The organism is Calothrix anomala FACHB-343, assembly GCF_014696435.1.
GTDB classification, from domain to species: domain Bacteria; phylum Cyanobacteriota; class Cyanobacteriia; order Cyanobacteriales; family Nostocaceae; genus Aulosira; species Aulosira anomala_A.
Window position 1 is genome coordinate 19,527 of the sequence record NZ_JACJQG010000012.1, and the last position, 24,994, is coordinate 44,520.

The following is a 24,994-nucleotide window of genomic DNA, read 5'->3' on the forward strand; positions in this document are numbered from 1 at the left end:
GTCAAAAGTCCAGAGTCCAAAGTCAATAGTCCAAAAGCTTTTGACCATTGACCATTGACCATTGACCATTGACTATTTAATCTGCAAAACCACAAGCGTCATATCATCGGTGTTTTGTTTTTCATCACCGATGAATTGCTGTACTTGGTCAAATAAATAATCGACAATTTCCTCTGGGCCATCGCAATATCGACAAGCAGCGCTAAAACTAGAAACAAAGTTTTCTTCGTCAAAGCGATCGCCTCCTGCTGCTGCGGCATCAGTTAAGCCATCGGTATAATAAATCACTGTATCCCCAGGTTCTAATTGTGCCTGGGCATCTTCATATTGGCTATTAGCATCTAAACCAATTAACATTCCCAGGGTATCTAATCTGGTGACAGTTTTTGTAGCTGCGTGCCACCACAAAGGCGGATTATGGGCAGCATTACTGTAAGATAAAACGCGAGTTTGGGGATTATATTCTGAATAAAATAGTGTCACAAAGCGGTGCGAATTTTCTAAATCCGCAAACATGACGCGATTTAAATTTTGCAAAATCTTAGAAGGAGAATTACCGTGTAATACTTCTCCTCTTAACATTCCCCGCATCATCGTCATAATTAACCCAGCCGGGACACCTTTACCCATCACATCGCCAATTACTAAACCCAAAGGCCCAGTTTCTAAACCATTTTTATTGTGAAGAATATTCTGATTTTGGTTTGTGGGAATAAAATCGTAATAATCTCCACCTACGCGATTAGCTGGTTTACATCTTGCGGCTAATACTGCACCGGGAACAATTGGACATTGACGGGGTAAAAGTCGCCGTTGAATTTCTGCACCAATTTCTAATTCTTGATCTAGGCGTTCTTTTTTCCTAAGTTCTACTGCTAATTCATCATTTTCAATCGCGACTGCGGTTTGATCTGCCACTAACCGGACTAATTTTTGTCGAGTTTCTGTCCAGCTATATTCCGGATCGCGACTTAAAACATATAGCCATCCTCTTTCTGTATGTTTTACTAAAATAGCAGTGCCAAATATTTGCACATCTGGCCCCAAATAACGATGCATTTGATCGTCTAAAATCCCTGTAGCAGTAGCCAGAGGGGCAGTATTTGGCAAAAGTGTAATTTGACTAGTAGCTGTTTCTAAGGCTTTACGAATATTTTTGCGCTGTCCGCTATCTTGCCAGTGCAATTGTTCTAATCTGACTTGACCGTTAGGTTTATAGAGAAATAGGGCGCTACCATCCCCATCTGTAACTCTAGTTGCCATCAGAGGAATTAGCTCCAAAAATTGATTTAAATTGTTGAAACTTCTGAGGGCAAATCCTAAAGAACTTAACAAATCCTGAATTTTGTTCTGTTCCCGGTGCAGCCTTGACACAAGTTCTTTTAGTGCTACGACTGGAGTGACATCCGTTGCAGCACTACTATTACTGTCAGTGGGTTGAGAGGGCAGTTGAGACACAGGCACAGGTTCTATTGCATTTTTAGATAGGCAAACTTTTGATTACTGATTAATCTCTTGCTTTTGGGATTGCTAAACCATATTGGGATAAGATTTGTCATTTTAGCAAGAGTAGAAAGACGTAAGACCAGAATTATATAAGTATTGCATTTGCTGATTTATTTTCTTACTAAAGATAGTAATTCTAAAAAATGTATTCTCTTAGAGAAACTACTGGGTCAAATTCAGCAATTTCTGGCAGGGTTTAACAAAATTATGGTTCTTTCATCACTTATTTACTCAGTTATATCTCTTGCATAGTAAAAATCCTTCATCAGGAAAATAATATATTACGTTGCCGGCTTGATTTATCGGGGTGAGGGGTCTGGGGGTCTATGGGTATGAGGTACTCTCAGCAATTTTAGATACCATTGAGAATACACTGATTTCTAAAGTTTGCATCAGTACTGTTGTCAAGAATTTGTCATGTATGTAATTACCTCTGTGCTGAAGGTTTAGACATGGCTCGCGGTGCTAGCTTTACGTCCTGTTGTCGTAGGATTTATTACCTAAGTTTTTAACAGTTTGCGTTCAGCATCAGTTTAGTTCAAAACCCACCGGATCTTGTCTTAAGTTCTCAAACACCGAGAATAACTCATAACATATATGACTAGAAGCTTATGCAGAATTTTGTAGTTTCATAAACATATTTTACAGGTTTAATTTTTCTCCAGAGAATATTCATTGACGAGAGAATTTTGGCAACAGACAGATTTATCAAATAGCACCGCCGGGTTATCTACATAGATGTCTGGGCGGAAATTATACTGTAATCTTGGAGTAACTCTTTTATTAAAGAGTTAAAAATGCAGTATTAGAGTAGAATTCTAGCAAAAGTAGTTCAATCTGTGTAAAAAAATTTTCTATCTAATGAATTAAGCTTTTTTCCATCATTTGTTGAATACCTTCGCCAAAATACCACACCTACCAAGTGTGTTAATAACCGCTTAACAGATGTCTTTACAGACTGTAATGATTGCAGTCCATATAGGTAATAAGCTAATCTGCTTTGAAGTTGCACAATCTATTGTGAGGGCTGTTGACTGTTGACTGTTGACTGTTGACTGTTGACAGCCCTTATCAGTAGTTACGCAATTTAGATGCGTATTAGCTTATCAGTGAGTTTACTGACACAGTTCCAGCTAGTAGCGGTTGAGGAAATTGGCGAAGGTATTGTTATTAATACTGAATTTAAGCGATCGCACTGATGGCGGTGATTCTCCAATTGATGACTTTTCAAAGAAAAATCTTAACCGCAAAATCCAAAATCAGCCACTTAATAGTGCTTCCACAAACTCGTAGCTTGAAAAAGGACGTAAATCCTCGATTCCTTCACCAGCACCAATAAAGCGAATTGGTAAGCCTAATTGCTGGACGACAGCGAGGGCGACACCACCTTTGGCTGTACCATCCAGCTTAGTTAATACCACACCGCTAAGTTGAGCAGCTTGGGAAAATACTTCCGCTTGCCGCAATCCATTTTGACCCAAGGTAGAATCTAGAACCAAAAGTGATTCTATTTTGGCATTAGGAGCTTTTTTGTCAATAATGCGGCGAATTTTTGTGAGTTCGTCCATCAAATTCTTTTTGTTTTGCAAGCGCCCAGCCGTATCGACTAAAAGTAATTCTGTATCTCTAGCTTGAGCTGCGGCGATCGCATCAAACACCACGGCAGCCGGGTCAGTATTTTTACCAGGGTTAGAAATTACTTCGACACCGCTACGAGTTCCCCAAACTTTCACCTGTTCCACAGCCGCAGCCCGGAAAGTATCTGCCGCACCAATTAAGCATTTATAACCGGATTTTTGAGCAAGGTGCGCAATTTTACCGATGGTTGTGGTTTTACCTGCACCGTTAACCCCTGTAATCAACCAAATATTCAGAGTATCCTTATCAGGAGCAAAAGCAGGCTGGTAATTTTTTTGTACCGGAGCATCCAGCATATCCCGGAGAATTTGTTTGAGATAAGCGATCGCTTCTTCTGGCGGCGTTACTTCTTCCCGCAGTTTTTTCTGTAGAGAAGTGATAATAAAATCTGTGGCTTCCACACCCACATCAGCTTGTAGCAGCAAAGCTTCGATTTCCGCTACAGCCGCTTGGTTAAGAGGCCCTTGACCAACAATTGCTTTGAGTTGGTTCAGTATATTCCGCCGGGTTTTGTCTAAACCTTGGCGTAACTTTTTTAGCCAGGTAATTTCCTCAATAGAAACATCCTCAGCACGCCTACCTTGGGCGGCTAAGATTTCTGCTGACCAGACAAACCCTTCATCAAACGCCAGTCCAGCAAATTCCTCTGTAGTTTCTGGCGTGGTGGTGGTAGTAGCTGCTGGTTGCACTATTTCCGGTTCTGGAACTTCAATCGCGCTGGCGATTAACCTTTCCTGCTTCGCTTGTCGTTCCGCCGCCGCTCGTTCTAAAAATGATAAATTGCCTGGTGCTGTTGGCTGGGTTTCCTCTGGAGTACTTACCGATACAGTAGCTTCTGGACTGACGACATCTGGCGCTTCTGCAATTTCCTCAATCGCAGAAGTAGCTGAAATCACTTCTTCTGTAACAGATGATTCCTCAGCTGGTGCTTCTTCAGTAGTTACCTCTTCAGTACTTGTAGGCGCAACAGTTGCATCAACTTCTAAACTTGGTGCAGTTTCTGTAACTTCAGCAGGTACTTCTTGTGCAGTCGTTTGACTAACAGTTGTCTCAACTTTTGGTGTCTCAACTTCTGGTGTCTCAACTTCTGGTGCTGCTACCGATTGTGCAGTTTCAATTTCCACCTCTGCGGGTGATTCTGGCTCAACTGCTTGAGATTGCTGTTTTTGCTGAATATTTTTGTAAGCAGCTTTAGCAAAAGCCAACAAATCGGCCGATGTTTCCGGTGCAGTATCGGCTGTTGACGTTGACGATTCGGCTGTTTCTGGTTGGGGTTCTTGGGTAGGTGGAGTTTCTCCCTGCTGTTGATCGGCGGGAAGCTCAGAGGATTCGTTATGTTGACGGCGGAACCAATTAAAAACCATTGCAGCTAGTGAATATTAGTTGTTAATTAAGTATGAGTTATAAGTTATGAGTTTAATTGAACTCCTGACTTTTGCCTGGTGTGAAAACCGCCAGGATCTCCTCACCTATTTCCACAAGGAGGCTCCCACTGAAATGGTACTCCATTGAGTGGTGAGAGGAATTGTGGGTTAAAAACGAAACGCTATTTGACCGATTTCTTGCACAGCAAGGACAGGGAAAATAGCAGTTGAGTTTTTAACAATCTCCGGGAACAGGCCACGAGGTATTGTAGTATATAATTTTCATCACATCGTGAGTAGGTCGAACTCATGGAACAAGTACTGACGCTAGTTTGTAAACTCAACCCAACACCAACGCAATCTCAGAAGCTGGAAATAGTTCTTCATGCATTTGCCGAAGCTTGCAACTATACCAACCAAATAATTAAAGCGGATGTGACAAGCAAGTTAACTATTCAGGGAATTGTTTATCAAGACTTGAGGGCTAAGTTTGGTTTGCCTGCTAATTTGGCTGTCAGAGCTTGTGCCAGAGTTGGGGCTAATCGTAAAACGGCTAAACAAAACAATCAGCCAGTTGTCGTTTTTAAACCAACTAGTGCTGATTACGATGCCAGAATTTTTGCATTTAGAGAAAAGGATTGGACGGTTAGCTTAACCACGCTGTCTGGTCGGGAACACATCAAGATAGATGTCGGCAACTATCAACGAGGTAAACTCAAAGGACGTAAACCAACAAGCGCTCAATTATGCAAACACCGCGATGGTCAGTACTACATCCATATTCAATTAAAAGACGAGGTTCCCGACCCACAAGCAACCAACAAAGTTATTGGCGTAGACTTTGGTAGACGCGATATTGCTGCTACCAGCAAGGGTGATTCATGGAGCGGTGAAAAGTTAACACAAACGAGGGATAAATACAACAAAACCAGAGCGTCTCTCCAAACAAAAGCTTCCACACGCACAAGGTCTAGTCGGCGTAGATGTCGGCAAGTCTTGGTACGGCTATCGGGGCGCGAGAGACGATTTCAAGCGTGGGTAAACCACAATATCAGTAAGACAATCATCCAGCAAGCCAAAAGTGAAAAAGCGCTTGTAGCTATTGAGGATTTGACTGGCATTCGTGAAAGGACTAATCAGAAACCACGTAACAATACAGAACGCCGTAGAAGTAACTCATGGGCGTTCTACCAGTTGCGGATGTTTTTGGAGTATAAGGGATTGAAAGACGGTGTAGAAGTGATCACCGTCCCTCCTGCCTACACGAGTCAAACCTGCAACCGTTGTCTACACATTGGTTTGCGCTCTGAAAAAAAATTCAAGTGCGGCAATTGCGGGTTATCCTGTGATGCGGACTTGAATGGAGCAAAGATGATTGCATTATTGGGGCTGTCTGTAAGCCAGCCTAGAGGCCCGAACGGTTTGTACTGTAATCTCAGTACGGACTCTTCAGGGCTACTGAAAGCCCTCACTGTATTCGGTACTCCGAATCAGTGTGGGTAGTTTACAACTTAACACCCATAGGCATCAGGCAGTCTTTTTTTGTTCTGTAAATCGGCGCAGCACACCATTAATAAACCGATGACCTTCATCACCACTGTAGCGTTTAGCTAGTTCTACAGCTTCATTGATGGCGACGCTATCAGGTAAGCCTAAAAATAGCATTTCTGCCACAGCAATCCGCAGAATATCCCGGTCGATTTGAGCCAGACGAGTAACTTGCCAATCTACGAGGGCGGCGGTAATGTGTTCATCGACCGCATTGCGTTCTTCGCTGACTGTCTTCACAATTTCGATGGCGTATCTGCTGACTGTTTTATCTTGAGTCGCCAGCTGAATTAATTCGGGAAACTCTACAGCTGCGCCTAATTGATTGATAGCTGTTTGCGTATATGCGATCGCTTCTTGCAGCATTGTTCTGGCAGTATTTAAATCAGAAGCACGAGTTTGACTACTCAAAATGCGATCGTGACTGCGTTGCAATTCACCCGCCGCATTATCTAAAGTATCTTGCACTTCCGATCGCAAAGTGCGTACAGCTGCTAGGACTAACTTAGGTAGTTGTTCCTCTGTCAGTTTCTTTGGGTTCATTGGTAGCTGACTGAGGCTTAACAGCGCTAATTCACGCGCCAGTTGTTGCGGTTTACGGTCTTGCATAAAGTTAAGTTTGGATTAATTATTGTCAGTGGTCAGTTGTCAACAGACGCGATGAATCGCGTCTGTACAATTGTTAGAGACGCGATTCATCGCGTCTTTTGTCAACAAGGTAATAGAAAACAGTAATTTTTCTCTCTTGTATTCCTTTATTCCTCAGCCCCTAGCCCCTAGCCCCTATTTTCAAGCTAGTTCTTCACGTCCGGAGACAATCAAGCATAAAAATTTGTCTTTCCCATGCCCCATGCCCATTTTTCAGTTAGTCAGTAGATTTTCGCACGATCAGACAACTATATTATCTACTTGCTGGTAACTTTGTCCGATTGACATCCTCTCCCGCTAATCCTGACGGATGTAGCGGAAGAAACCTAAGACTCACGACTTAGGTTTCTGTTTCTTTCCATTGCTGGATTTTCGCAACAGCCCTTTAGACTTATGCCTATGAGGTCTTACGCTCGCTCCACAGACTGCAACGGTGTGCCCCACCGCCAAGATATTTTTAGCTGCGTTGATATCGCGGTCATGGTGCGTCCCACAGTTGGGGCAGTCCCACTCTCTGATACTCAACGGCAGCTTATCAACAATGTGACCGCAATTCCCACAACGCTTAGAACTGGGAAACCAACGGTCAATTTTTACCAAGTTCCGACCATACCAAAGAGCTTTGTACTCCAGTTGTCTTACCAGTTCACCCCATGCAGCATCACTGATGGCACGGGCAAGCTTGGGATTGTTGACCCTTACGGGTTCGCCAGTCGCTTCAAGTCGGGAAACCCGCCCAACGCGCTGGCTCACCATGTTCTTAACTGCCAAATCTTCAACTACTATCGTTTGGTTTTCACGAATCAGTCGAGTTGTCAGTTTATGCAGATGGTCAATTCTGGCATCAGAAATTTTAGCTTGAAGACGAGCTACTTTGAGTCTTGCTTTGTCTCGGTTGCGAGAGGCTTTGTGTTTACGACTCAAAGATTTTTGCGCCTTCCTCAACTTTTGATAGTGCTTGTCAAAAGCCTTAGGATTAGCAATCTTCTCACCCGTACTCAGGGTAACAAGGCTACTTACCCCCACATCCAACCCCACCGCGCTATCAACAGGTCGCATGGTTTCATCTGTCGGGTCATCAATCCGCAAACTCACAAACCAGCGACCAGAAGGTTCAAGCCTAACGGTGATGGTACTAGGTTCGCACCTGTTGGGCAGTTGTCTAGACCACTTGATTGGCAGTGGCTCAGAACACTTAGCCAAGTAGACTTGCCCATCCTTCCACCGGAAAGCAGACTTGGTAAACTCTGCACTACCACCACTACGCTTGTTTTTGAAGTTGGGGTATTTTGCCCTACCAGCAAAGAAATTAGTGAAAGCAGATTGCAGTTGTCTCAAACTCTGTTGCAGTGGTACGCAACTAACCTCGTTCAAAAACTGGAGGTCTTCAAGTTTTTTCCACTGCGTCAACATAGCAGAAGACTGAACGTAGTCAACTTTCTGTTGTCTTTCGTACCAAGCCTCAGTTCTTGCTGCTAAGGCTTTGTTAAAAACCAACCGCACACAACCAATTGTCCGACGCAATATTTGTTCTTGCTCGGTAGTTGGGTAAAAACGGTAGCAATAGGCTTTTTCCATACCTCACATTTTACCATTAAATCTGTGAAATACGTACAATCCGCTATGCACCAAAGTTCAACTACTCACTCGTCGCTCACCCCATCACCTGTTACTGCTTCGCAGCAATTCGGATCAGGGGTGAAGCTTCTCGCTCGTCCCCATTCCTCTCGCCGCCTTCGCGAAGCGTCTCGCAAAGAAGCTGACGCTGTGGTGGGAGTCTCCTGGGGTGCTAGATGATTTATGTTTTCTACCAGAGGGATGACCTGGGAGTTGGTTTCTAGAGTTGGCGACAGGGTATTAGGCGCAACAATTCCCCCAGAGACGATGATTTTAAAAGCATCTTCAATCGACATTGACAGGTTCACTACCTCATCTTCAGGAACTACTGCGTACCATCCTGTTGTGGGGTTGGGTGTAGTCGGGATAAAAACGCTCAACATTGGGACAGACATTTGGGCTTGAATGTCATTGCTGATAATACCTGTAACAAATGCGATCGCCCATATTCCGCGTCTGGGATATTCTAACAAAACTACCCGGCGAAATTTGCCCGGAGAATCTTTAAGTATGGTTTCTAAAAGCTGCTTGAGGGTTTTGTATACCTGTCCGGCTAAGGGAATCGCCTGCAAAACCTGCTCGCCAAAATCCAGCAACCAGCGCCCCACAATATTCCGCGCCATCAAGCCAATCAACAGAATACTTAATAGCGGTACAGCTAATCCTACTGCCAGATTCAGGATATTTACTAATATAGGATGCAGCCCCTCAAAGGGATTCAGTTGTTTGGGAACTTGAGTGAGAAAGTTGATTACCCAACTAGCAATAGTAATAGTCAGCCAGATTGTAGTTGCTAGCGGAATTACAACCAACAGTCCAGCAATCAGGTCATTTTTTAAGTCCTGTTTTAAGCGATTAAGTGCCAAACTCCTATTCTCCTTTTTTAGGCTCTCAAATATATTCGTTAACCAAAGGAGACATTACTTGAAGCACAAGCTACTGCAAGTAGCTGTCTCCACTATCAGCTGAACCACAGCTGCGAACATAGGCGTTTCAGCGCCAGAAATCCAGATTTTTTCTGCCATTAAATCAGCCGATCGGCCGCTAGATAGATAAGATGCAACTTTACATGGATTTGGTGTAACTACTAACCGAAATTACAGCGATTCTTCTCAGATGATGTTACTTTTCTTTATCGGACTTGTAAATGATTGTTGCAAATATTGCGATCGCACTAATGTTAACCTACATCAGCATTACTAGCTTAATGTTGCTAAAATTCTTTGCAGATAGTCTTAAGAGGTATTTTGACTCCTGAAAAACTACAATTAATCTAAAACTATTTTCTGATAAAAGCCTATAAAAATATTAAGTTAACTTAACCAAGAAAAACTACTCAGTTTCGCACCTGAGACTGTTAATCTTGACAATATGCCTGTATGAGCCACAAAAAGAAGATAACGGAGAAACCACTTCCTCTTCAAATAGCTTTTTAGCTGAAATTTATAGAAGTTGCATCAGTCTGTGTATTGGTTTGGGAAACTGAAGACTGTGTATCTAAGGTAGTTACAGGCAGATGTTTCATTTCCCAAACCTTAAGTAAAATTAAATATTCGTAGAATGCCTGTAATGTACACCAAGCCAGACCAGCCCGTCCATCTAAAAAGCCACCTAATAAAAAATACATATAGAAGAAGCGGATTAATGGTCTAGCAGGTAACCGTAAAGATAAATCTTTTAAGGCGCGCCGTCTTTCTACTTCTGATTTACCAAAAAACAAAGCTCGCCAGTTAACAGTTCCTTGTTCTATTTGATGCAATGTTTCTGTTGCTTCATCAGTAGAATAACGGTTATGCTTTTCAATCCAACGACTCAAACCTTTGCTACAAGTGTAATGAGGATAAGTTGACTTTAAAAAGCTGGTTGCACCGTGACACACTTCTCTCTCAGTATGTCCGTAGTCTGTAAACCAAACTTGACCGTGACGAAACAGCCGCATTTGGTAACGTGGATATTGGGTACTGTAGCGAATCCAACGATTCATAAACATGACACGTTCCGCAACATAGTAGCCAATGTAATCTGACTGCTGAATTGCTTGTTCGCATTCTGCAAACAATTCTGGTGTCATCCGTTCATCAGCTTCTAAAATATAAACCCACTCATGCTTTGGGGGAATAGATTCTAGCATCCAAGTACGTTGGCGTCCGTGACTTTCAAAAGCATGTTGTACAACACGAATCGGATAACGACTAGCTATTTCTACAGTGCGATCGCTACTGCATGAGTCTACAACAATAATGTCATCCGATAGCATCGCTGACTCTATACAAGCAGCAATATCTAATTCTTCGTTATATGTCAGTATATAAATTGAGAACATGCTAAAACTCTCAATAAAATTCTTTGTTTAAACTATATATTGGTTAATTATTTGTAGCTTAATTTAACGAATCTCAAATTTAAAATCAATTATTACTATTTGATATTGCCAAATCCAGCCTATACCCCAGAAATTTTCAATCAGTGTAATACCAATTCTCTACAATTTAACCACTAAATTCAGTGAAATTTTGTAATAATGAATTGGTATTAGACTTTAGACTAATTTGTAATTACGAATTACGAATTACGAATTACGAATTACCTAACGTGGTGCAGGAGTTTTCTTCTGACCACTTTGTAAAGTACCCATCCCTTTTAATCCTGTCCAACCAATAATTATGTAACCAATAGATAACAGTAAACTGCTAATTCCCGTTCGCAAGCCAGATTTCCACGCATTGTCTTTAGCTTGTTTTTCAGCTTCTTCTTTACGTTGGCGGACTTGGCTAATTTGTTGGGTACGTAACCCCTCAATATCTGTTTGCTTTTCAATAGCTTTGTCTAGTTCTTTAGGATCTGCTTTCGCCTTTTTCAGTACTTCTTTTATTGCTGGGGGAACTTGAGGACTAGCTAATGCTTGCTTGTATTTTTGTTCGTCGTTGAGTATTTCAGTCAACTGTGCTTTGGTTTGATTCCTCGCCTGTTGTAATTGAGCTTTTCCCTGCTCTGTATTTAGTTGTGCTTGCAACTGCGATAATTGATTATTTAATTGCCTTTCTGCTTGTTCTGCATCTTCATTAATTTTCGTGACTGTCTGATTTTTTGCTTGATTTACATTATTCAGATGCAGTGGAAAAATTAGCAAAAACATTAACCCTAAAATACTTGCTAGTACAAGGGCTGGAAATCTTAAATCTAAATTTGGCGGGCGATCGCTATCCGCACTCTCAATCCAATGCCCAGCAAACAGTATCCCTAATCCTACCAAAGGCACAATCCCTCGATCTACAAGATTTGTTGCCAAACCTATCTGCCATGTGCGATCGGTTGGTAGAAAAGGGAACAACAGCAGTAAAAAGTCTAACAAAAAGGACAAAATTAAAACTACGCCCACTACTTTTAATGTAAGGGCAGTGCTAACAGAAGTAAAACGGTTCACCATAGTTGTTCGGTCTTTTGATAAATCAGAGTGATTGTCCTATATCAAGTTACTTGAATATTGTTCCCATAACCTTACTGTTATATGGCAACAAAAAGCAGATGCAACAAAACGACAGAATAGGAAAGCTTAACGATCCATTCCGTATCAGACTGCAAAGAAAACTTTCTACCATGATTAATTGTCAGTAGCTTAGAGTTTTCCGTTTTTGAGGATGAAACTACACCACAGTAGCATCTGTCATCTTCGGTGTCCTCAGAATTTACTTAGTGTTTTAATAAACTGATAAATTAGCTAAAAACCAGATGCAAAGTCTCATTTTTACAATACTAGTATAATTAGTTACTAAAATTCTCCATTTGTCTTTGAATAGTTTGTTCCCAGATTGGTAAATCTTCTGGATAGTCAACATCACTCAAAGCAGGTAGATAAATCTTAGATAAATTAAGTTTTTCAGCAATGTTAACAGTTTGTTGCAATACTTGAGATGTTCCCCAATCGATATTAGCGAATAAATTTGGTATTAGTTGACGTAAACCAATCAAGTAATAACCACCATCAATTGCCGGGCCGATAACTAGATCGTAGTTGCAGACTTGCTCAAAAGCCTTTGCTAATAGCTGAGAATTCACACCAGGACAATCTGTGCCAATAATTATGACTTGTTCCCTACCAGATTGAAAAGCATCACTAAGCGATCGCGCCATGCGATCGCCTAAATCTCCCTCCCCTTGAGGCTGGTAAACCAAATCCAAACCTAACCAATCTCGCATTAATTGTAAATTTCCACCCGCAAAGCGCACCTCGCAAGATATATACACAGTTTTTTGCAATTCTTTAACTTGAGATACCGTGTATTCAGTCATCTGCTTTTGTAAATTAGCAGCACCTAAATCGCCTAAAGCAGGTATCATTCGGGTTTTCGTCTTCCCCGGTTCTGGATAGCGCGTAAAAATAATCAAATGCTGTTTTAACTTCTCTGCTGATTTCAACGCCCAACAATTCATAGTCAAGAGTCCACAGTCAACCGTCAACCGTCAACCATCAACATTATAAAATTTCTTAACCCATGCCCCATGCCCCATGCCCAAAACTAATAACAATACTTCCCATCTTGGGCTGTATTCTGCTCTTTACTAGTTCGCATTGCCCCTAAAATTGTTGATACAAAAACACAGCGTTTAGCTTTACCTCCTTTTTTACTAGATAAAGTAATTCTCCCAAGCGGTGGTTGCTCCACCATACCCATGCGATCGAATTGAACTTGCCTGACTCCATTTGATTGTGCTAAAGTCGTTTCTTGGTCTAAGCGAACAGCAGCATCTAAATTATTCCATTTAGCATTGGCAGGATTCATAATTGCTGGGTGAATAGCCCATTGAACAGTACCATTACTTTCCCTAAAACTTGCTTGCCAAGTTAACTTTTGTTTTTTCGCTTCGCTTTGGGCTTGTTGCATGGCGCGGTAAACTTCATCTTGAGCCACATTCAAGCGCCGAACATTTACAAAACCATACCAATTAGGGGCTGCGATCGCGCTTAAAATCCCAAGCACTAAAATAACTACCAACAGTTCCAGCACTGTGAAGCCACTGTTAGAGTGATTTTTCATAACAATTTTTACCTGAGTATTCAAAAAAGTTTATTTGTTATGTAAAAAAATATTTTTACAGCAGATTGCCAGTTGGTAAGGTACAGATGATCGTTGATTGTAGGGGCACTGGCACTGCCATGCCCCGAAGCGCGTACCTAATTTACCTGAAATATGCTGTAATCATATCTTATAGTCTGACAATCAGGGTTTTCCTGCCAATAATGATGTAGATATAGCAGCAGGAAAAATAATAATTATCACGGCTTTTAATAACAAAATAATTATAAATTTTATTTGGTAGAATCGCGATGAATTGTTAATGAAGTACTTCCAGATAAATAAAGCAGCAGTCATACCTTTATATCTATTAAATGGTTCTTGTAAAGCTTTACATGCCAGGTATTTATAAATATTTGTCATAGCCATATACCAAATATGTTTATCAAATTGTCTGGCTTTATATGCTCTTTCTATCACTTGCAAACATGCTGTTTCCTGGCGAATAAGATTAGAAGAAAGTGAATTAGCACTGACTCTATATAATATTTGAACAGCAGGTACACATACAAAATTAAACTTGTTGGCTAGTCTTAACCACATATCCCAATCCTGAGCAGCACTTAGAGATTCATCAAATCCACCAATGAGAGCGATCGCTTCTTTACAAATCAAGGGGTTAGAGCCATTTTCTAAAAAATTATTGAGCAATAATTGTTCATATACATCACCATTGGCTATAAAATGTCTACCAGACACCAAAAAATTGTCCTTTTCATCAATATAATCAGTCCAACTATAAGCAACCTGACAATCAGTATTATTTTGTAAAGCCTGTAACTGACTTGCTAGCTTCTCAGGTGTCCAAATATCATCTGCATCTAAGAAACTGACAAAATCTCCAACTGCATAATTTAATCCCCGATTGCGGCTAACATTTCCTCCTGCATTTTCAAAAGAAAATATTTTCAACCGATAATCCTCAATTTTAGAAATAATCTCTAAAGTTGAATCTTGCGAACCATCATTAATAACAATTAATTCAAAATTGGTAAAAGTTTGATTTAAAACTGATGCAATTGTGGCTTTAATAGTTTTTTGGCAATTATAAGCTGGTATAATTACAGAAATAATTGGATTATTTTGGTTGTCATAATACATGTTTTTTTAAATAAAAAACTTCTTTTATAAAATCCACTAAAAAATATTAAAACTTTTCAGATAATAAAAAGGACTCATCATACTACTTAAATAAAATTCAAATTCAAAAAGCGCAACTATATCAATTTTTAAAGATGTTTTGTATTGAATAATATGTTTGATAAGCCGATATAAATTCCCTAAAAAAGTCCTAAAAAATATTATTGGTTTTTGCCAGCTTTTAGTGTTAATCGTGCGTAAATAAAAAATACACAAGCCACAACCACGAGCTAAACTTAATAAGTAATCTTTTTCTAATCGCCAATGTGGGATTTGATGATAAGTATGCATATTGGGATTATACCAAATTTCCCAACCAGCACTATGAATATATAGCAATGGTTCATAATCATCACCCTGCACAAATATACCAGGTAATTTTCCTGTCAGCATGGGTATTTCAGGAACGCGATCGCACCATACTTGTTTGCGAACAACTAGCGCCGCGCCAGGGGGAAGGCGCAAATTTTCTGGTTCAAATAACTGTGGTTGATTCCCAAGTTCTCTAATAGCGAGAAAACCTTGAATTCTTTCAAAATTTTTAGGTGGATTCACCTCATAACTACCATGAATTTGACCACTCCAAGCACCAGCTTGCGGGTGTTCAAGCCCAAAATTATAAGCAGCGATTAGCCAATCTGGTGCTGGTAAGTTATCATCATCTAAAAATGCAATTATCTCACCTCTAGCTTCTTGTACTGCTCTGATACGTGCAAAAGCTGCTCCTTGGTTAAGTTCTAAAAAATACCTTAAAGGGCAAACATGATTACAGATTTCTTGGTAATTATGAATGACAATATTTGTGCAATCAACACTGTTATTATCAACAATAATAATTTCCCAACTTAACTTTTCTAATCCAGTTTGCGATAGCAGCATATCCAAAATTTTAGGCAACCTTTCCGCACCGTTATATGTAGGGATAGCTACAGAGATGTTTATTTTTTTAGTGAGTATATCAATCATCGAAAATAAATTTACTTTCTTTATGGTATTTGGTTAAAGATCCTTGTTTCCAAAGATAAAAAGGACTGATAAAACTGCTGTAAAATAATTGCATCTCACAAGCGGCAACTAAATCAGTTTTTAAACCTTTACCATATTTAATTAAATGCCAAATAATTTTACGCAAATCATTTATTAAATAAAATAAAAATGCTAATGGTCTATAGTAAGGCTTGAGCGGTATCATCCTAGTAACAAAGCGGCTGAGTCCAATACCGCGAAAAAAAGGAATTAAATACTCTCTTTGTAAGCGCCAGCTAGGAATTTTGTGATAGATTTCCATTTCCGGGTTATACCAAATCTCCCAACCAAATTTTTGCAGGTAAGACAACATTTCTAAATCTTCACCAGTCAGCGTATTATTAGAAACTCGACCTGTTAAAATCATCTGATTTGGAATACTTTTTAACCAAGCTTCTCGGCGGATAACAAGCCCCGCAGATGGCGGAAGTAATCTTTGATGAGGTTCATAAAGTAAAGGTAAATTTCCTCTTTCTGTAATTGCTAAAAACGGAGCAATTCGCTGAAAATCTTTTGGTGGTTCTACTTCCCAATCTGGATGAATTTGACTTCCATAAGCTCCTGCTTGAGGATATTTTTGACCAAAAGCATAAGCAACTGCTACCCAATTAGATACTGGATAATTATCATCATCAAGAAAACCGATGAATTTACCTTTAGCTTCCTCAACAGCACGTTTTCTTGCGTAACCTGCACCCTGCTTGGCTTCAAAGCAATACTTTAAAGGGTAGGGACATTCCCAACCAGCTTGATAGTTTTTAATAAGAACTGCTGTATTATCAGTACTGTTATTATCTACAACAATAATTTCCCAAACAAATGTTTCGGTGTAGAGTTGATTACGTAGTCGCTCTAATAGTTCTGGTAAACGACTTTCACCGTTATAAGTAGGGATAGCTACAGTAAAGTCTACACTTTCGCTCATCGGTAATTTCCCAGTTAAAACTACAGCGATATACGTGAATAATTAACCCCTAAGTATCTATAGAGGAAAACTCAGATACTTCCAAGTTGACTGTTGACGGTTCACTGTTAACAGTCAATAGTCAACAACTTAAAACACCCATTTGTTATTTCTATTCTGCTTTAGGTATGTTATTTCCAGTTCAGTATTTATAGTGGTTTTTAATATTAGGTTGCTAACTTGATTTAATTACCGTCAGTATTTTTAGCAGTTAATATCTGCCTTGACAAGCAGATTTTGAGTAATATTTACATAAGTAGAGAGAGTAGAAGGTAAAAATACTGATGGAGTGCTTCTAGCTCTTAACTATTATTTTCTCCCAGATGATATATTTTCCGCTTCAGGTGGGTAATATAAGCTTACTCTCCCATTAGTGATAACTAACTTTTCCTGTTAAGTCTAAAAACCTGGATATAGTAAGGGTTTCAACCTACATTTTATTCTCATTAAATAAATTTATTGAGAATTAGCACCCAGAGAATAAGACTTTTGTATCGGGGTATTATCAGCGCAGGCGCAGCTTGTCGTAGAAATCACTCCGCCAACAAGATAGCGGGAAAAGTCAGTGCGCGAAAACTATGCTGCAACTCCTATATACACAGATGATCGATCTCTGCCATTTTTATTCTTCGTCGGCTATCAATTAACCAACTAATATTAAAATCAGTTTTTTGGTAAAGTACCAACCAAATTACAAATCATCTCCCAATATTCATCACGCTGTATTTCATATCTACACTTGACAGGAAAATAGCTATGTCTATAAAACGCCGTTTAGTCAAGCAAATCAGAAAATTTTCTCAAAAATTACGCCAATTTCGATTTGTAATTAAAAAGCAATTAGTTTGGCTTTTGAGAAGTTTATTCATTAATAGAAACCAAAAAAAATGGCGTAATTCAGGTTTCGTTCTACCCTCAGTTGTCATGGTCTCTTTGGTAGTTGTCCTGCTAACAACTGCTATTCTGTTTCGCTCATTTGAACGGGCAAAAAATGCCAGCAATGTGAGAGTAAATGAGGCTGTACTCAACGCTGCGACACCAGCACTCGACAGAGCTAAAACCAAGTTAAATAAGCTATTTTCTGATTCTAGATTGCCACGAGCAACACCCACAGATACAGCATTATCAGGTCATTTTGCCTCATATATTAATGAATATACCTTTGGGGATGAACAACAAATCAAAGTTCAATTAAGTACGACAGATCAAAATAAATTAACTACAGGAGAAAAAAGTAAATTAGCTGCAAATTCTACAGCTAGTGCTCAAGAAAAAGCCTATTTAACTCAAATTCAATCAGCATGGATGTATCCGGTAGATACTGACAATAATGGAAAGTATGATACTTATACCATGTATGGGATTTATTTTAAAAATCCACCAGTTACTAACGGCGCTTATGAACGTTCTAGAAATCCTCTAGAAGCAAGAACCATACCAATGATGGGTGGTAATGTTGGTAGCAATTGCGGAAGTGCGGCTGGTACAAGTGCCACTCTAGTAGGTAACTCTGGTTGGTTTAAGGTTGGTAGTCAGTTGAAAAAAAGTTTCTTCGTTTATACTGCCAATGTTCCGATTACAAATCCACCCAATAACACCACCTATGAAAGCTACAAGGGTAATAAAAGCTTTTCGGCGATGGAATATCAGCAGGAACGGGTACAACTTCCTCTAGTTAATAACGCCGTTGTTTTTGAGGACGATCTAATACTGACTCCTGCAGAAGATATGAACCTCAATGGGCGAATTGTTACTAATAGTAACTTTGGTACTGCTAGCGGCGCTACAGCCAAACTATATCAAATCAGTAGTCAAGATTCCTGTTTTTATGAAGCTGACAATAGCAAAATCTTTGTTGCTGGTAACTTAGGTGCTGGTGGTTACACTGACACTGCTGATAGAGCAAATGGCACGGAAGTACATTTATATCAAGGTAAAGGTGTTGCTCCGGAAACAGATGCAACCGAAAATAATACCAAAACTAATAAATCAGTAACCAATCAGCCAAATTTAATTTTATACAATAGTTTGGCTTATACCCAACGGATCAATCGCTTAGTTGAAGCTCAAATGGCGAATAATGCAACTACCGATCCCGATGAGGTGAAGCAAGGCATTACAAAAGCAAAACAGGCTCTTAATTTATCAAGTTATACAACGGCAGAAGAAAATCAGTTACGTAACCAACAGTTAACAGCTTATTTTAAAAGACGTACTCGTCGCATTCCTTATCAAGAGGTTGGTTTCGGTGTAGATGCTTTAAGTGATTACGCAGCTAGCGGTAGCAAAGCCAGTCAAGTGTTACAAGGCAGTGGTAATACCCTACGCCCACCGGATGAGTGGATATATCCCTTTTTACCAACAGATGGTAGGAGTAAAACTGGGACTATAAATGGTAGTACAGTCACTTTCAGTAACTTAGACCTGAACACTAATAATACTAATAGACTGCGACCCAGTGCCACTAAACCAGAGAGACTAGAAAAAACATTACAAGGTGTTGAACAATCTGTAGGCGATCGCATTTCTGTTGGTAATAATTTACCTGAATTGTGGTGGAACGGAACTACATTTGTTGGCCCTAACGAAGAAGATACGCAAAATATCAGTGGTAGATACTGGGACGATCCTAACACTACTACTTCTGATAATATTCGGACTCGCCATAGCGAAATTCAGCAACTACCTAATTTAGGTAACATCTCCAGAGATGGGGATTGGGAACTATCGGCAGCCCAAGTACCAAGCACCCCACTAGAACCTGTTGGCGGTTTGCGAGTTATCACTGGTGCGGGAATTTACTTGCCTGATACATCTGCATCTGATACTGCACCCAAATATACTAGTTTGCCCACACCGGGTAATATTTGGTCAGATCAGAACCCCGTACCCCAAGCACCAACACCTACCAGCACAACAATTAAACCATATTGGATGTATGCCTATACCGAGGGTGCAACAGATTACGCCAATATTACTTATAAATACAACACCATCACTGACCGGACAACAACTCCATATCTAAGGATGCGGGCTACAGCTGTTTATCACTACAAAGGAACTAACTACGATCAGTCATCCCCCACACCCATAGCTTGTGTGAGTAGCTTTTATGTACCAACTAATAGCACTACAGCCAAAAATCTATCTACACTCCCTGACACTGTGACTGTAGACGGTATAGGCAAGGATACTAACGGTAGATCCAACAACGGCATTGTTTATGGGCCACCTACTGGGACTGTTACTAGTTATAGCGACGCCTTGACTTACATCTCCCAATTAAAATATCCCAATGGACGATTAATAGATGATGGACTATTAGCCAGAGCTTTAGCCAAAACAGCCGCCAATCGTACCTTATCTGAGAAGTCAGCAATTGATGCTCAAATTTGTGGCTTACAAATTTTAGATGGCAGTATTACTGTAGCCGCTACTCCTCCGATTCCCCACGGTGCGATTCGAGAAACTGCCTTTTTAGATGCCAGACAAATTAAAACCATTCATAAATCAACAACAACAACACCTGATTTCGATCTAGACAAAAAAGATCGAGAACCACAGGAAATCCGCGCCACAGTCTTAGATCTCAATCAATTACGGATAACAACCATAGGTTCGGGGCCTGCAAGTACACAAGAATACTTACTACCAAATAGCGGAATTATCTATGCTTCTCGTGATGATGCGCTGCCAGATTGGAGTGCTGTAAGTAATATAAATTCACCAACAGAATCAGAAAAGCGAATCAGTGCAGTAGACCATAGACTTGACGCTAATCGCCGACCCAATGCCATTATGTTAGTCAATGGTCAAAAGTTGTGGCGTGACGATGACTATCGCGATGTAGAGAAGGGGCTTATTTTAGCTACGAATTTGCCTGTATATATTGATGGCAACTTTAATTTGCATGGTGATTTTAGTGGCGATACTCAAGAGGAATTCACCAACGAACTCACATCTACTTGGGACAACTTCTATAACCGTACCAAAGCTCAACTCAATCCTAACTTTGCCTGTCGCAAAAATGACTCTAGATTGCCTAACTGTACTGTTGGCGACGAATGGCGACCAGCAGCTGTATTAGCAGATGCAATAACTATCCTTTCGGATAACTATAGATTAGGCTACCGCAATGAGGGAGACTATGATTGGAAGCCTGATGCTTCTACCATTACAGGGACAACAATAGAAACCTATTTCTCCAAAACTAACAGTTACGTACCTGTAGCTAGATGGCGCGATCCTAGCACTAACTTACCCAAAGATTTGGACACCACAAAAACTGGATTCCAGGGTAGTTCTTACTTCAATAACTTTGTTACCCCCGTGGCGCTACAAATACCACCAGGGTCGTATTTAACAGAGGTTTGCCCTGTACAAAATATCACGAATGGTCAAGGGACAGCGAATGGAGTCACAGTCAATGTAGCAACATTCTGTAGCAATCCTAAAAACTGGACTATTCAGACTTCCTGTAGTGATAACGGCGGTGGAAATACTTATCTGAATGATAAGATTGTGGGCAAGAATGGAAACCCTAGTAATAGTAGAATCAAAACCGGATATTTATTTGACGATCCTGCGGCTTTTGCAGCAGATAATAATACAGGCCCCAAGTGTTTTGATAGTAATGCTCCTCGCAGATTAGCTTTAATCCGAAATAACACTACTGGAGTACCTATACAGCCTCTGCAAGTTTTAGGAGTTGAGACGGGGGGGAAAGTCCAAATTTTTAATTTCGGGTCAACAAAATCAGTATCTGTGTCAGGTGTAACAGGTTCAGTGGCAAATCAAACACTAATGGGGCCGCCCAATGATGCCTTCATGCCTTGGTTAAAGCCAATAACCACTGCCGGCGCGATCACAGGTATGCAACCAGTTTTACAACTTGACCAACCCTTTGCTAGCCCTGCTGATCCTAATAACACTACCCAGATCACTGGTACACAAGACGGTAATTGGTTACAAGATGCTACCGACACTACTTTTAATGTGATTATGGCGGCGGGAGACGTTCCCGGTCGTCCTTCAGAACATGGTGGTGGTTTACACAACTTTCCCCGCTTATTAGAAAACTGGGAACCAGGTACTCTTCAGACAACTAGAATTAATGGTTCGTTTATGCAAATTGGTCGCAGTGCCTATGCCAGCGCTCCATTTTTTACGTCATTGGATAACACCAATATATATGCCAACAATAATACTAACGGCAAACTCCCTTACTACCGACCTTCAAGAAGACAATGGGGTTATGATGTTGCTTTGCTATCGCAGTCACCAGATTTATTTGCGCTGAAACTGGTGAGAATCCCAACAGATAGACCAGATGAGTATTATCGGGAAGTTGGGCGCGATGATACTTGGGTACAAAACTTACTGTGTGCCAAAAAGGTCGATGGCGATACAGATCCTAGCAATGATACTTATGCTATTGCTGGCAGTCAACGTCCTAGTAGCTGTCAATCGTAGCTGTAAGGTGGGCTTTGCCCACCCTACAAACCACTAAAAGTGAGCAACAAAATAATTATGATGTTAAAGTACCCAATACCACCAACATCTCGAGAGTCTGGATTTACCATTATTGAATCCCTGATTGCAATGGTGGTTGTTGCAATATTAATGGTAGCGATCGCACCGGTAATTGTCTTCTCTACTGCAACTCGCGTCCAATCTCGACGTATTGAGTTAGCTACCCAAGCTGCGAAAACATATATAGAAGGAGTGCGAACAGGAGCGATTCTTGTTGATAATGCTGCATTACAAGTTGATACAACTACCTATACTTCCATAAATGCATTTCCTGCACCAGCAGTAGGCGCTTTAACTTGCAGCAATAATAGTTACTGCTCCGCTCCGGCTGCCAATTTATATTGTATAGATGGAGACAATAATGGTAGCTGTACCACAAATAATAGTAAAGACTTTGTAATTCAGGCGTTTCGCTACAATAAAAACTCCACTAATCCTACTACTGGTTATCTTTTAGGAGTCAGAGTTTACCGAGCAGATGGCTTTACCAATGATGGTAGTTTGCAGAAAGCACCGGCAAAGCAAAAAACTGTGACTGGGGGGTTAGGCGAACGCAAAACACCTTTAGTAGAAATGATCTCAGAAATCAGCAGCCAAACAGGCTCATTTAATGATTTGTGCAATCGCTTGAAAACAGGTACTACTGGTACTAATAACAGTTGTAACTAACTTATTGTTGGGTGTCTGTCCTAGCGTGAAATGGGCATTGGGCATAGGGCATGGGGCATGGGAAAGACAGATTTTTCTGTTTGGTTGTGGGTTTTTTCCATGATTGACTGGCAAGAAATTTACATCTTCTATAAGTAAAAAGATATAAGTTTATGCTCTGTCTTACCAGTTAGGTTAATTCACACCATATCTAATAAACAAAATCCCCAACTTTTGTAATCAGTAATCGGGAATTTGGAAGAAGCAAATCTCATCATTTAAATAAGATTTAAATAAGTCGTTGAAAAAAAATAAACTATGTACCTTGAGTAAAGTGGCATGAAACCCTTACCAATGACAAATGACAAAACTCGCCAGTTTTATTTAATTACGCAGACCTAATTAATTCACATAATTAGTATCAATTGTTGTTTATAGATAAAAAGAGAAAATATATCAAATGAATCTTATCAAATTTTTACTGATTAAATATAAAAATAGACCAACAGTGATTCGAGATGATGGTTTTACCCTCATAGAATTACTAGTAGCTAGCATTGTAGCAGTGCTAGTGATTACGCCTCTGTTTGGATTTATGATCAACATTGTAAATACAGACCGACAAGAACAAGCCAAAGGTAGCTCAGAACAGGAAATTCAGTCAGCAATAGATTATATTGCCCGCGATTTACAGCAAGCAATTTATATTTATAATGAGGCTGGTGTAGATGCTATTAAAGCCCAATTACCTAGTCCTAATGATGCCAATCTGGTTCCGGTACTTGTGTTTTGGAAGCGTGAGTTTATCAATGGCGTACTCACCGCAGCTGATAACAATAAAGATGATACTTTTGTTTACTCATTAGTTGCTTACTATTTGATTAAGGATGATAGTGCACCTTGGTCTAAAGCAGCTCGCATTGCTAGATGGCAAATTCGCGATGGGGTAAAACTTTCTAGTGGTGTTTCTTGCTCAGGCTATACAGACAAGTATGTTAGCGGTTATTGTCCAAGTACTGGTTATGCGCCCTTTAAGCTAGAAGGGGTTGGGACTTTGGCACAGAAAATGAATAGTTGGACGCGACTTAGCTCTTACACGACAACGGTTAACAATGTGCCAACTACAACCAATGTTAGTTATCAAGGTGCTCCTTTCGTGTTAATAGACTACATCGACCAGACTACCACCGGCGCACCTGCTGCAATCACCTGTCCCACCGGAACATCAAAAGTCACGCCTGCAAGTTTTAATACTAGAGCTACCGGACAAATGACTAGCTTTTATGCTTGTGTAGATACAACTAATACGGCTGCACAAGTATTCTTACGAGGTAATGCCTTAGCTAGGCTAAAAAGCAGCAACATCAATTACAGCAGTAGTCAAAAAAATTATTTCCCTGAAGTAACTGTACGGGTACAAGGACGAGGATTCTTGTTTACACAGTAAATGTTAGGTTAATTGACATCTATCAACTTGCACTAATATCCTTTAGTTCAATAATCAACTGGGAAATAAACTTTAAAAAAAGGAAAATATCTATCTGCTGTTTTGACAGATAAGAATTTAAATTTCGCTCAATAAACTACTAAACCAGATTAATCTCTGCAAATTATATGAGTCAAGATACTTGGAAAATTTTCTCTAAATCAAAAGATGATGGTTTTACATTGTTAGAAGTTTTGGTAGTGGTATTTATGGTAGGAATTTTAGCAGCAATTTCATCTCCTGGTTGGCTTGGCTTTCTCAAGCGACAGCGTTTAAACAAGGCTAACGACATAGTTTTAGCTGCTTTACAAGAAGCACAACGAGAAGCTAAAAAAAATAAGCGGAATTACAGTGTGAGTTTTCAAACTAATAGCGGTATTCCCCAAATGTCTGTGTATTTTGGCTCTACACCCAAGTGGAGAAATTTAACCCAAGAATTAGGAATCAAATCAGGGGAAGTTATTGTGGGAACAAATTTAGATACAACAGCGAATACTGTCACATCCCCTGCTACTGTTGTTTTTAATAATTTAAGTACTGCCAAAACTGTTACTTTTGACTATATGGGTGCTTTGGCAGGTACTAGTCCTAGTACGGGTATTAAAATTGTTGTAGCAAATCCTCGGCCTGCAAACTCTACAAATCCTAGCAATAGCAAACGATGCGTAATTATAGAAACTTTAATTGGGGGAATGCGGACTGCTAAAGATAGTGACTGTAATTGAGTTAATTGTGTGCTAATCAAAATAAAAAATAAGTATAAACACTGAACTATGAAAAATATATTAAGTAGAGAATGAAG

General features: G+C 40.0%; 17 protein-coding genes and 1 pseudogene. 5 read left to right on the forward strand and 13 right to left on the reverse strand.

Annotated elements, in window-relative coordinates:
- Window positions 1–72 precede the first annotated feature (72 nt).
- Both H6G08_RS08795 and ftsY read right to left on the reverse strand, forming a co-directional pair.
- A complete protein-coding gene (locus tag H6G08_RS08795) occupies window positions 73–1,464 on the reverse strand; it encodes a PP2C family protein-serine/threonine phosphatase (protein WP_190540591.1) in 1,392 nt (463 codons plus the stop codon).
- Window positions 1,465–2,765: 1,301 nt separating this feature from the next.
- Complete coding sequence (gene ftsY, locus H6G08_RS08800) at window positions 2,766–4,508, reverse strand: signal recognition particle-docking protein FtsY (RefSeq protein ID WP_190540593.1); 1,743 nt, start codon at window positions 4,506–4,508, stop codon at window positions 2,766–2,768.
- A gap of 309 nt (window positions 4,509–4,817) precedes the next feature.
- On the opposite strand from ftsY, the gene H6G08_RS08805 reads away from it, so the two are divergent.
- On the forward strand, window positions 4,818–6,011 hold the full coding sequence (locus H6G08_RS08805; protein WP_190540595.1) for an RNA-guided endonuclease InsQ/TnpB family protein: 1,194 nt from the start codon (window positions 4,818–4,820) through the stop codon (window positions 6,009–6,011).
- Between the two features lie 24 nt (window positions 6,012–6,035).
- On the opposite strand, the gene nusB is transcribed toward H6G08_RS08805, so the two are convergent.
- The 10 genes and pseudogenes from nusB to hpsE (H6G08_RS08855) all read right to left on the reverse strand — a co-directional run bounded on the left by nusB (window position 6,036) and on the right by hpsE (H6G08_RS08855) (window position 16,487).
- Window positions 6,036–6,665 carry a transcription antitermination factor NusB gene (gene nusB, locus H6G08_RS08810; RefSeq protein ID WP_190540597.1) on the reverse strand — a complete coding sequence of 210 codons (630 nt, stop codon included), beginning with the start codon at window positions 6,663–6,665 and terminating at the stop codon, window positions 6,036–6,038.
- A 372-nt stretch (window positions 6,666–7,037) separates the two neighbouring features.
- Window positions 7,038–8,282 (reverse strand): RNA-guided endonuclease InsQ/TnpB family protein, encoded by a 1,245-nt coding sequence (locus tag H6G08_RS08815; RefSeq protein ID WP_190540599.1) that lies wholly within the window; start codon window positions 8,280–8,282, stop codon window positions 7,038–7,040.
- 233 nt (window positions 8,283–8,515) lie between these two features.
- Window positions 8,516–9,220, reverse strand: a pseudogene (locus tag H6G08_RS08820) (DUF502 domain-containing protein); the annotation flags it as partial.
- 533 nt (window positions 9,221–9,753) lie between these two features.
- On the reverse strand, window positions 9,754–10,644 hold the full coding sequence (locus H6G08_RS08825; protein ID WP_190540600.1) for a glycosyltransferase family 2 protein: 891 nt from the start codon (window positions 10,642–10,644) through the stop codon (window positions 9,754–9,756).
- Window positions 10,645–10,908: 264 nt separating this feature from the next.
- Complete coding sequence (gene hpsJ-B / locus H6G08_RS08830; RefSeq protein ID WP_190540601.1) at window positions 10,909–11,748, reverse strand: hormogonium polysaccharide biosynthesis protein HpsJ; 840 nt, start codon at window positions 11,746–11,748, stop codon at window positions 10,909–10,911.
- Window positions 11,749–12,083: 335 nt separating this feature from the next.
- A complete protein-coding gene (locus H6G08_RS08835; protein WP_190540765.1) occupies window positions 12,084–12,752 on the reverse strand; it encodes a TIGR04282 family arsenosugar biosynthesis glycosyltransferase in 669 nt (222 codons plus the stop codon).
- Between the two features lie 86 nt (window positions 12,753–12,838).
- Window positions 12,839–13,357 (reverse strand): GspH/FimT family protein, encoded by a 519-nt coding sequence (locus H6G08_RS08840; protein WP_190540603.1) that lies wholly within the window; start codon window positions 13,355–13,357, stop codon window positions 12,839–12,841.
- 183 nt (window positions 13,358–13,540) lie between these two features.
- A complete protein-coding gene (locus H6G08_RS08845; protein ID WP_190540605.1) occupies window positions 13,541–14,497 on the reverse strand; it encodes a glycosyltransferase in 957 nt (318 codons plus the stop codon).
- 36 nt (window positions 14,498–14,533) lie between these two features.
- Complete coding sequence (gene hpsE, locus H6G08_RS08850; RefSeq protein WP_190540608.1) at window positions 14,534–15,502, reverse strand: hormogonium polysaccharide biosynthesis glycosyltransferase HpsE; 969 nt, start codon at window positions 15,500–15,502, stop codon at window positions 14,534–14,536.
- The gene (gene hpsE, locus H6G08_RS08855; protein ID WP_190540610.1) at window positions 15,495–16,487 is read right to left on the reverse strand and encodes a hormogonium polysaccharide biosynthesis glycosyltransferase HpsE; all 993 of its coding nucleotides are present in this window, start codon (window positions 16,485–16,487) and stop codon (window positions 15,495–15,497) included. Before hpsE (H6G08_RS08855) ends, hpsE (H6G08_RS08850) begins: the two co-directional genes overlap by 8 nt.
- A 795-nt stretch (window positions 16,488–17,282) precedes the next feature.
- Between hpsE (H6G08_RS08855) and hpsA the strand changes: the two genes are divergently transcribed.
- Both hpsA and hpsB read left to right on the forward strand, forming a co-directional pair.
- On the forward strand, window positions 17,283–21,998 hold the full coding sequence (gene hpsA / locus H6G08_RS08860; protein WP_190540612.1) for a hormogonium polysaccharide biosynthesis protein HpsA: 4,716 nt from the start codon (window positions 17,283–17,285) through the stop codon (window positions 21,996–21,998).
- A 57-nt stretch (window positions 21,999–22,055) separates the two neighbouring features.
- A complete protein-coding gene (gene hpsB, locus H6G08_RS08865; RefSeq protein ID WP_190540614.1) occupies window positions 22,056–22,727 on the forward strand; it encodes a hormogonium polysaccharide secretion pseudopilin HpsB in 672 nt (223 codons plus the stop codon).
- Window position 22,728: 1 nt separating this feature from the next.
- On the opposite strand, the gene cas5 is transcribed toward hpsB, so the two are convergent.
- Window positions 22,729–22,896: a CRISPR-associated protein Cas5 gene (gene cas5, locus H6G08_RS38660; protein WP_190540770.1), complete on the reverse strand. Its 168-nt coding sequence runs from the start codon at window positions 22,894–22,896 to the stop codon at window positions 22,729–22,731.
- 270 nt (window positions 22,897–23,166) lie between these two features.
- Between cas5 and hpsC the strand changes: the two genes are divergently transcribed.
- Window positions 23,167–24,153: a hormogonium polysaccharide secretion pseudopilin HpsC gene (gene hpsC, locus H6G08_RS08875; RefSeq protein WP_190540616.1), complete on the forward strand. Its 987-nt coding sequence runs from the start codon at window positions 23,167–23,169 to the stop codon at window positions 24,151–24,153.
- A gap of 167 nt (window positions 24,154–24,320) precedes the next feature.
- Window positions 24,321–24,917, forward strand: coding sequence for a pilus assembly FimT family protein (locus H6G08_RS08880; protein ID WP_190540618.1), 597 nt, complete (start codon window positions 24,321–24,323; stop codon window positions 24,915–24,917).
- Window positions 24,918–24,994 lie beyond the last annotated feature (77 nt).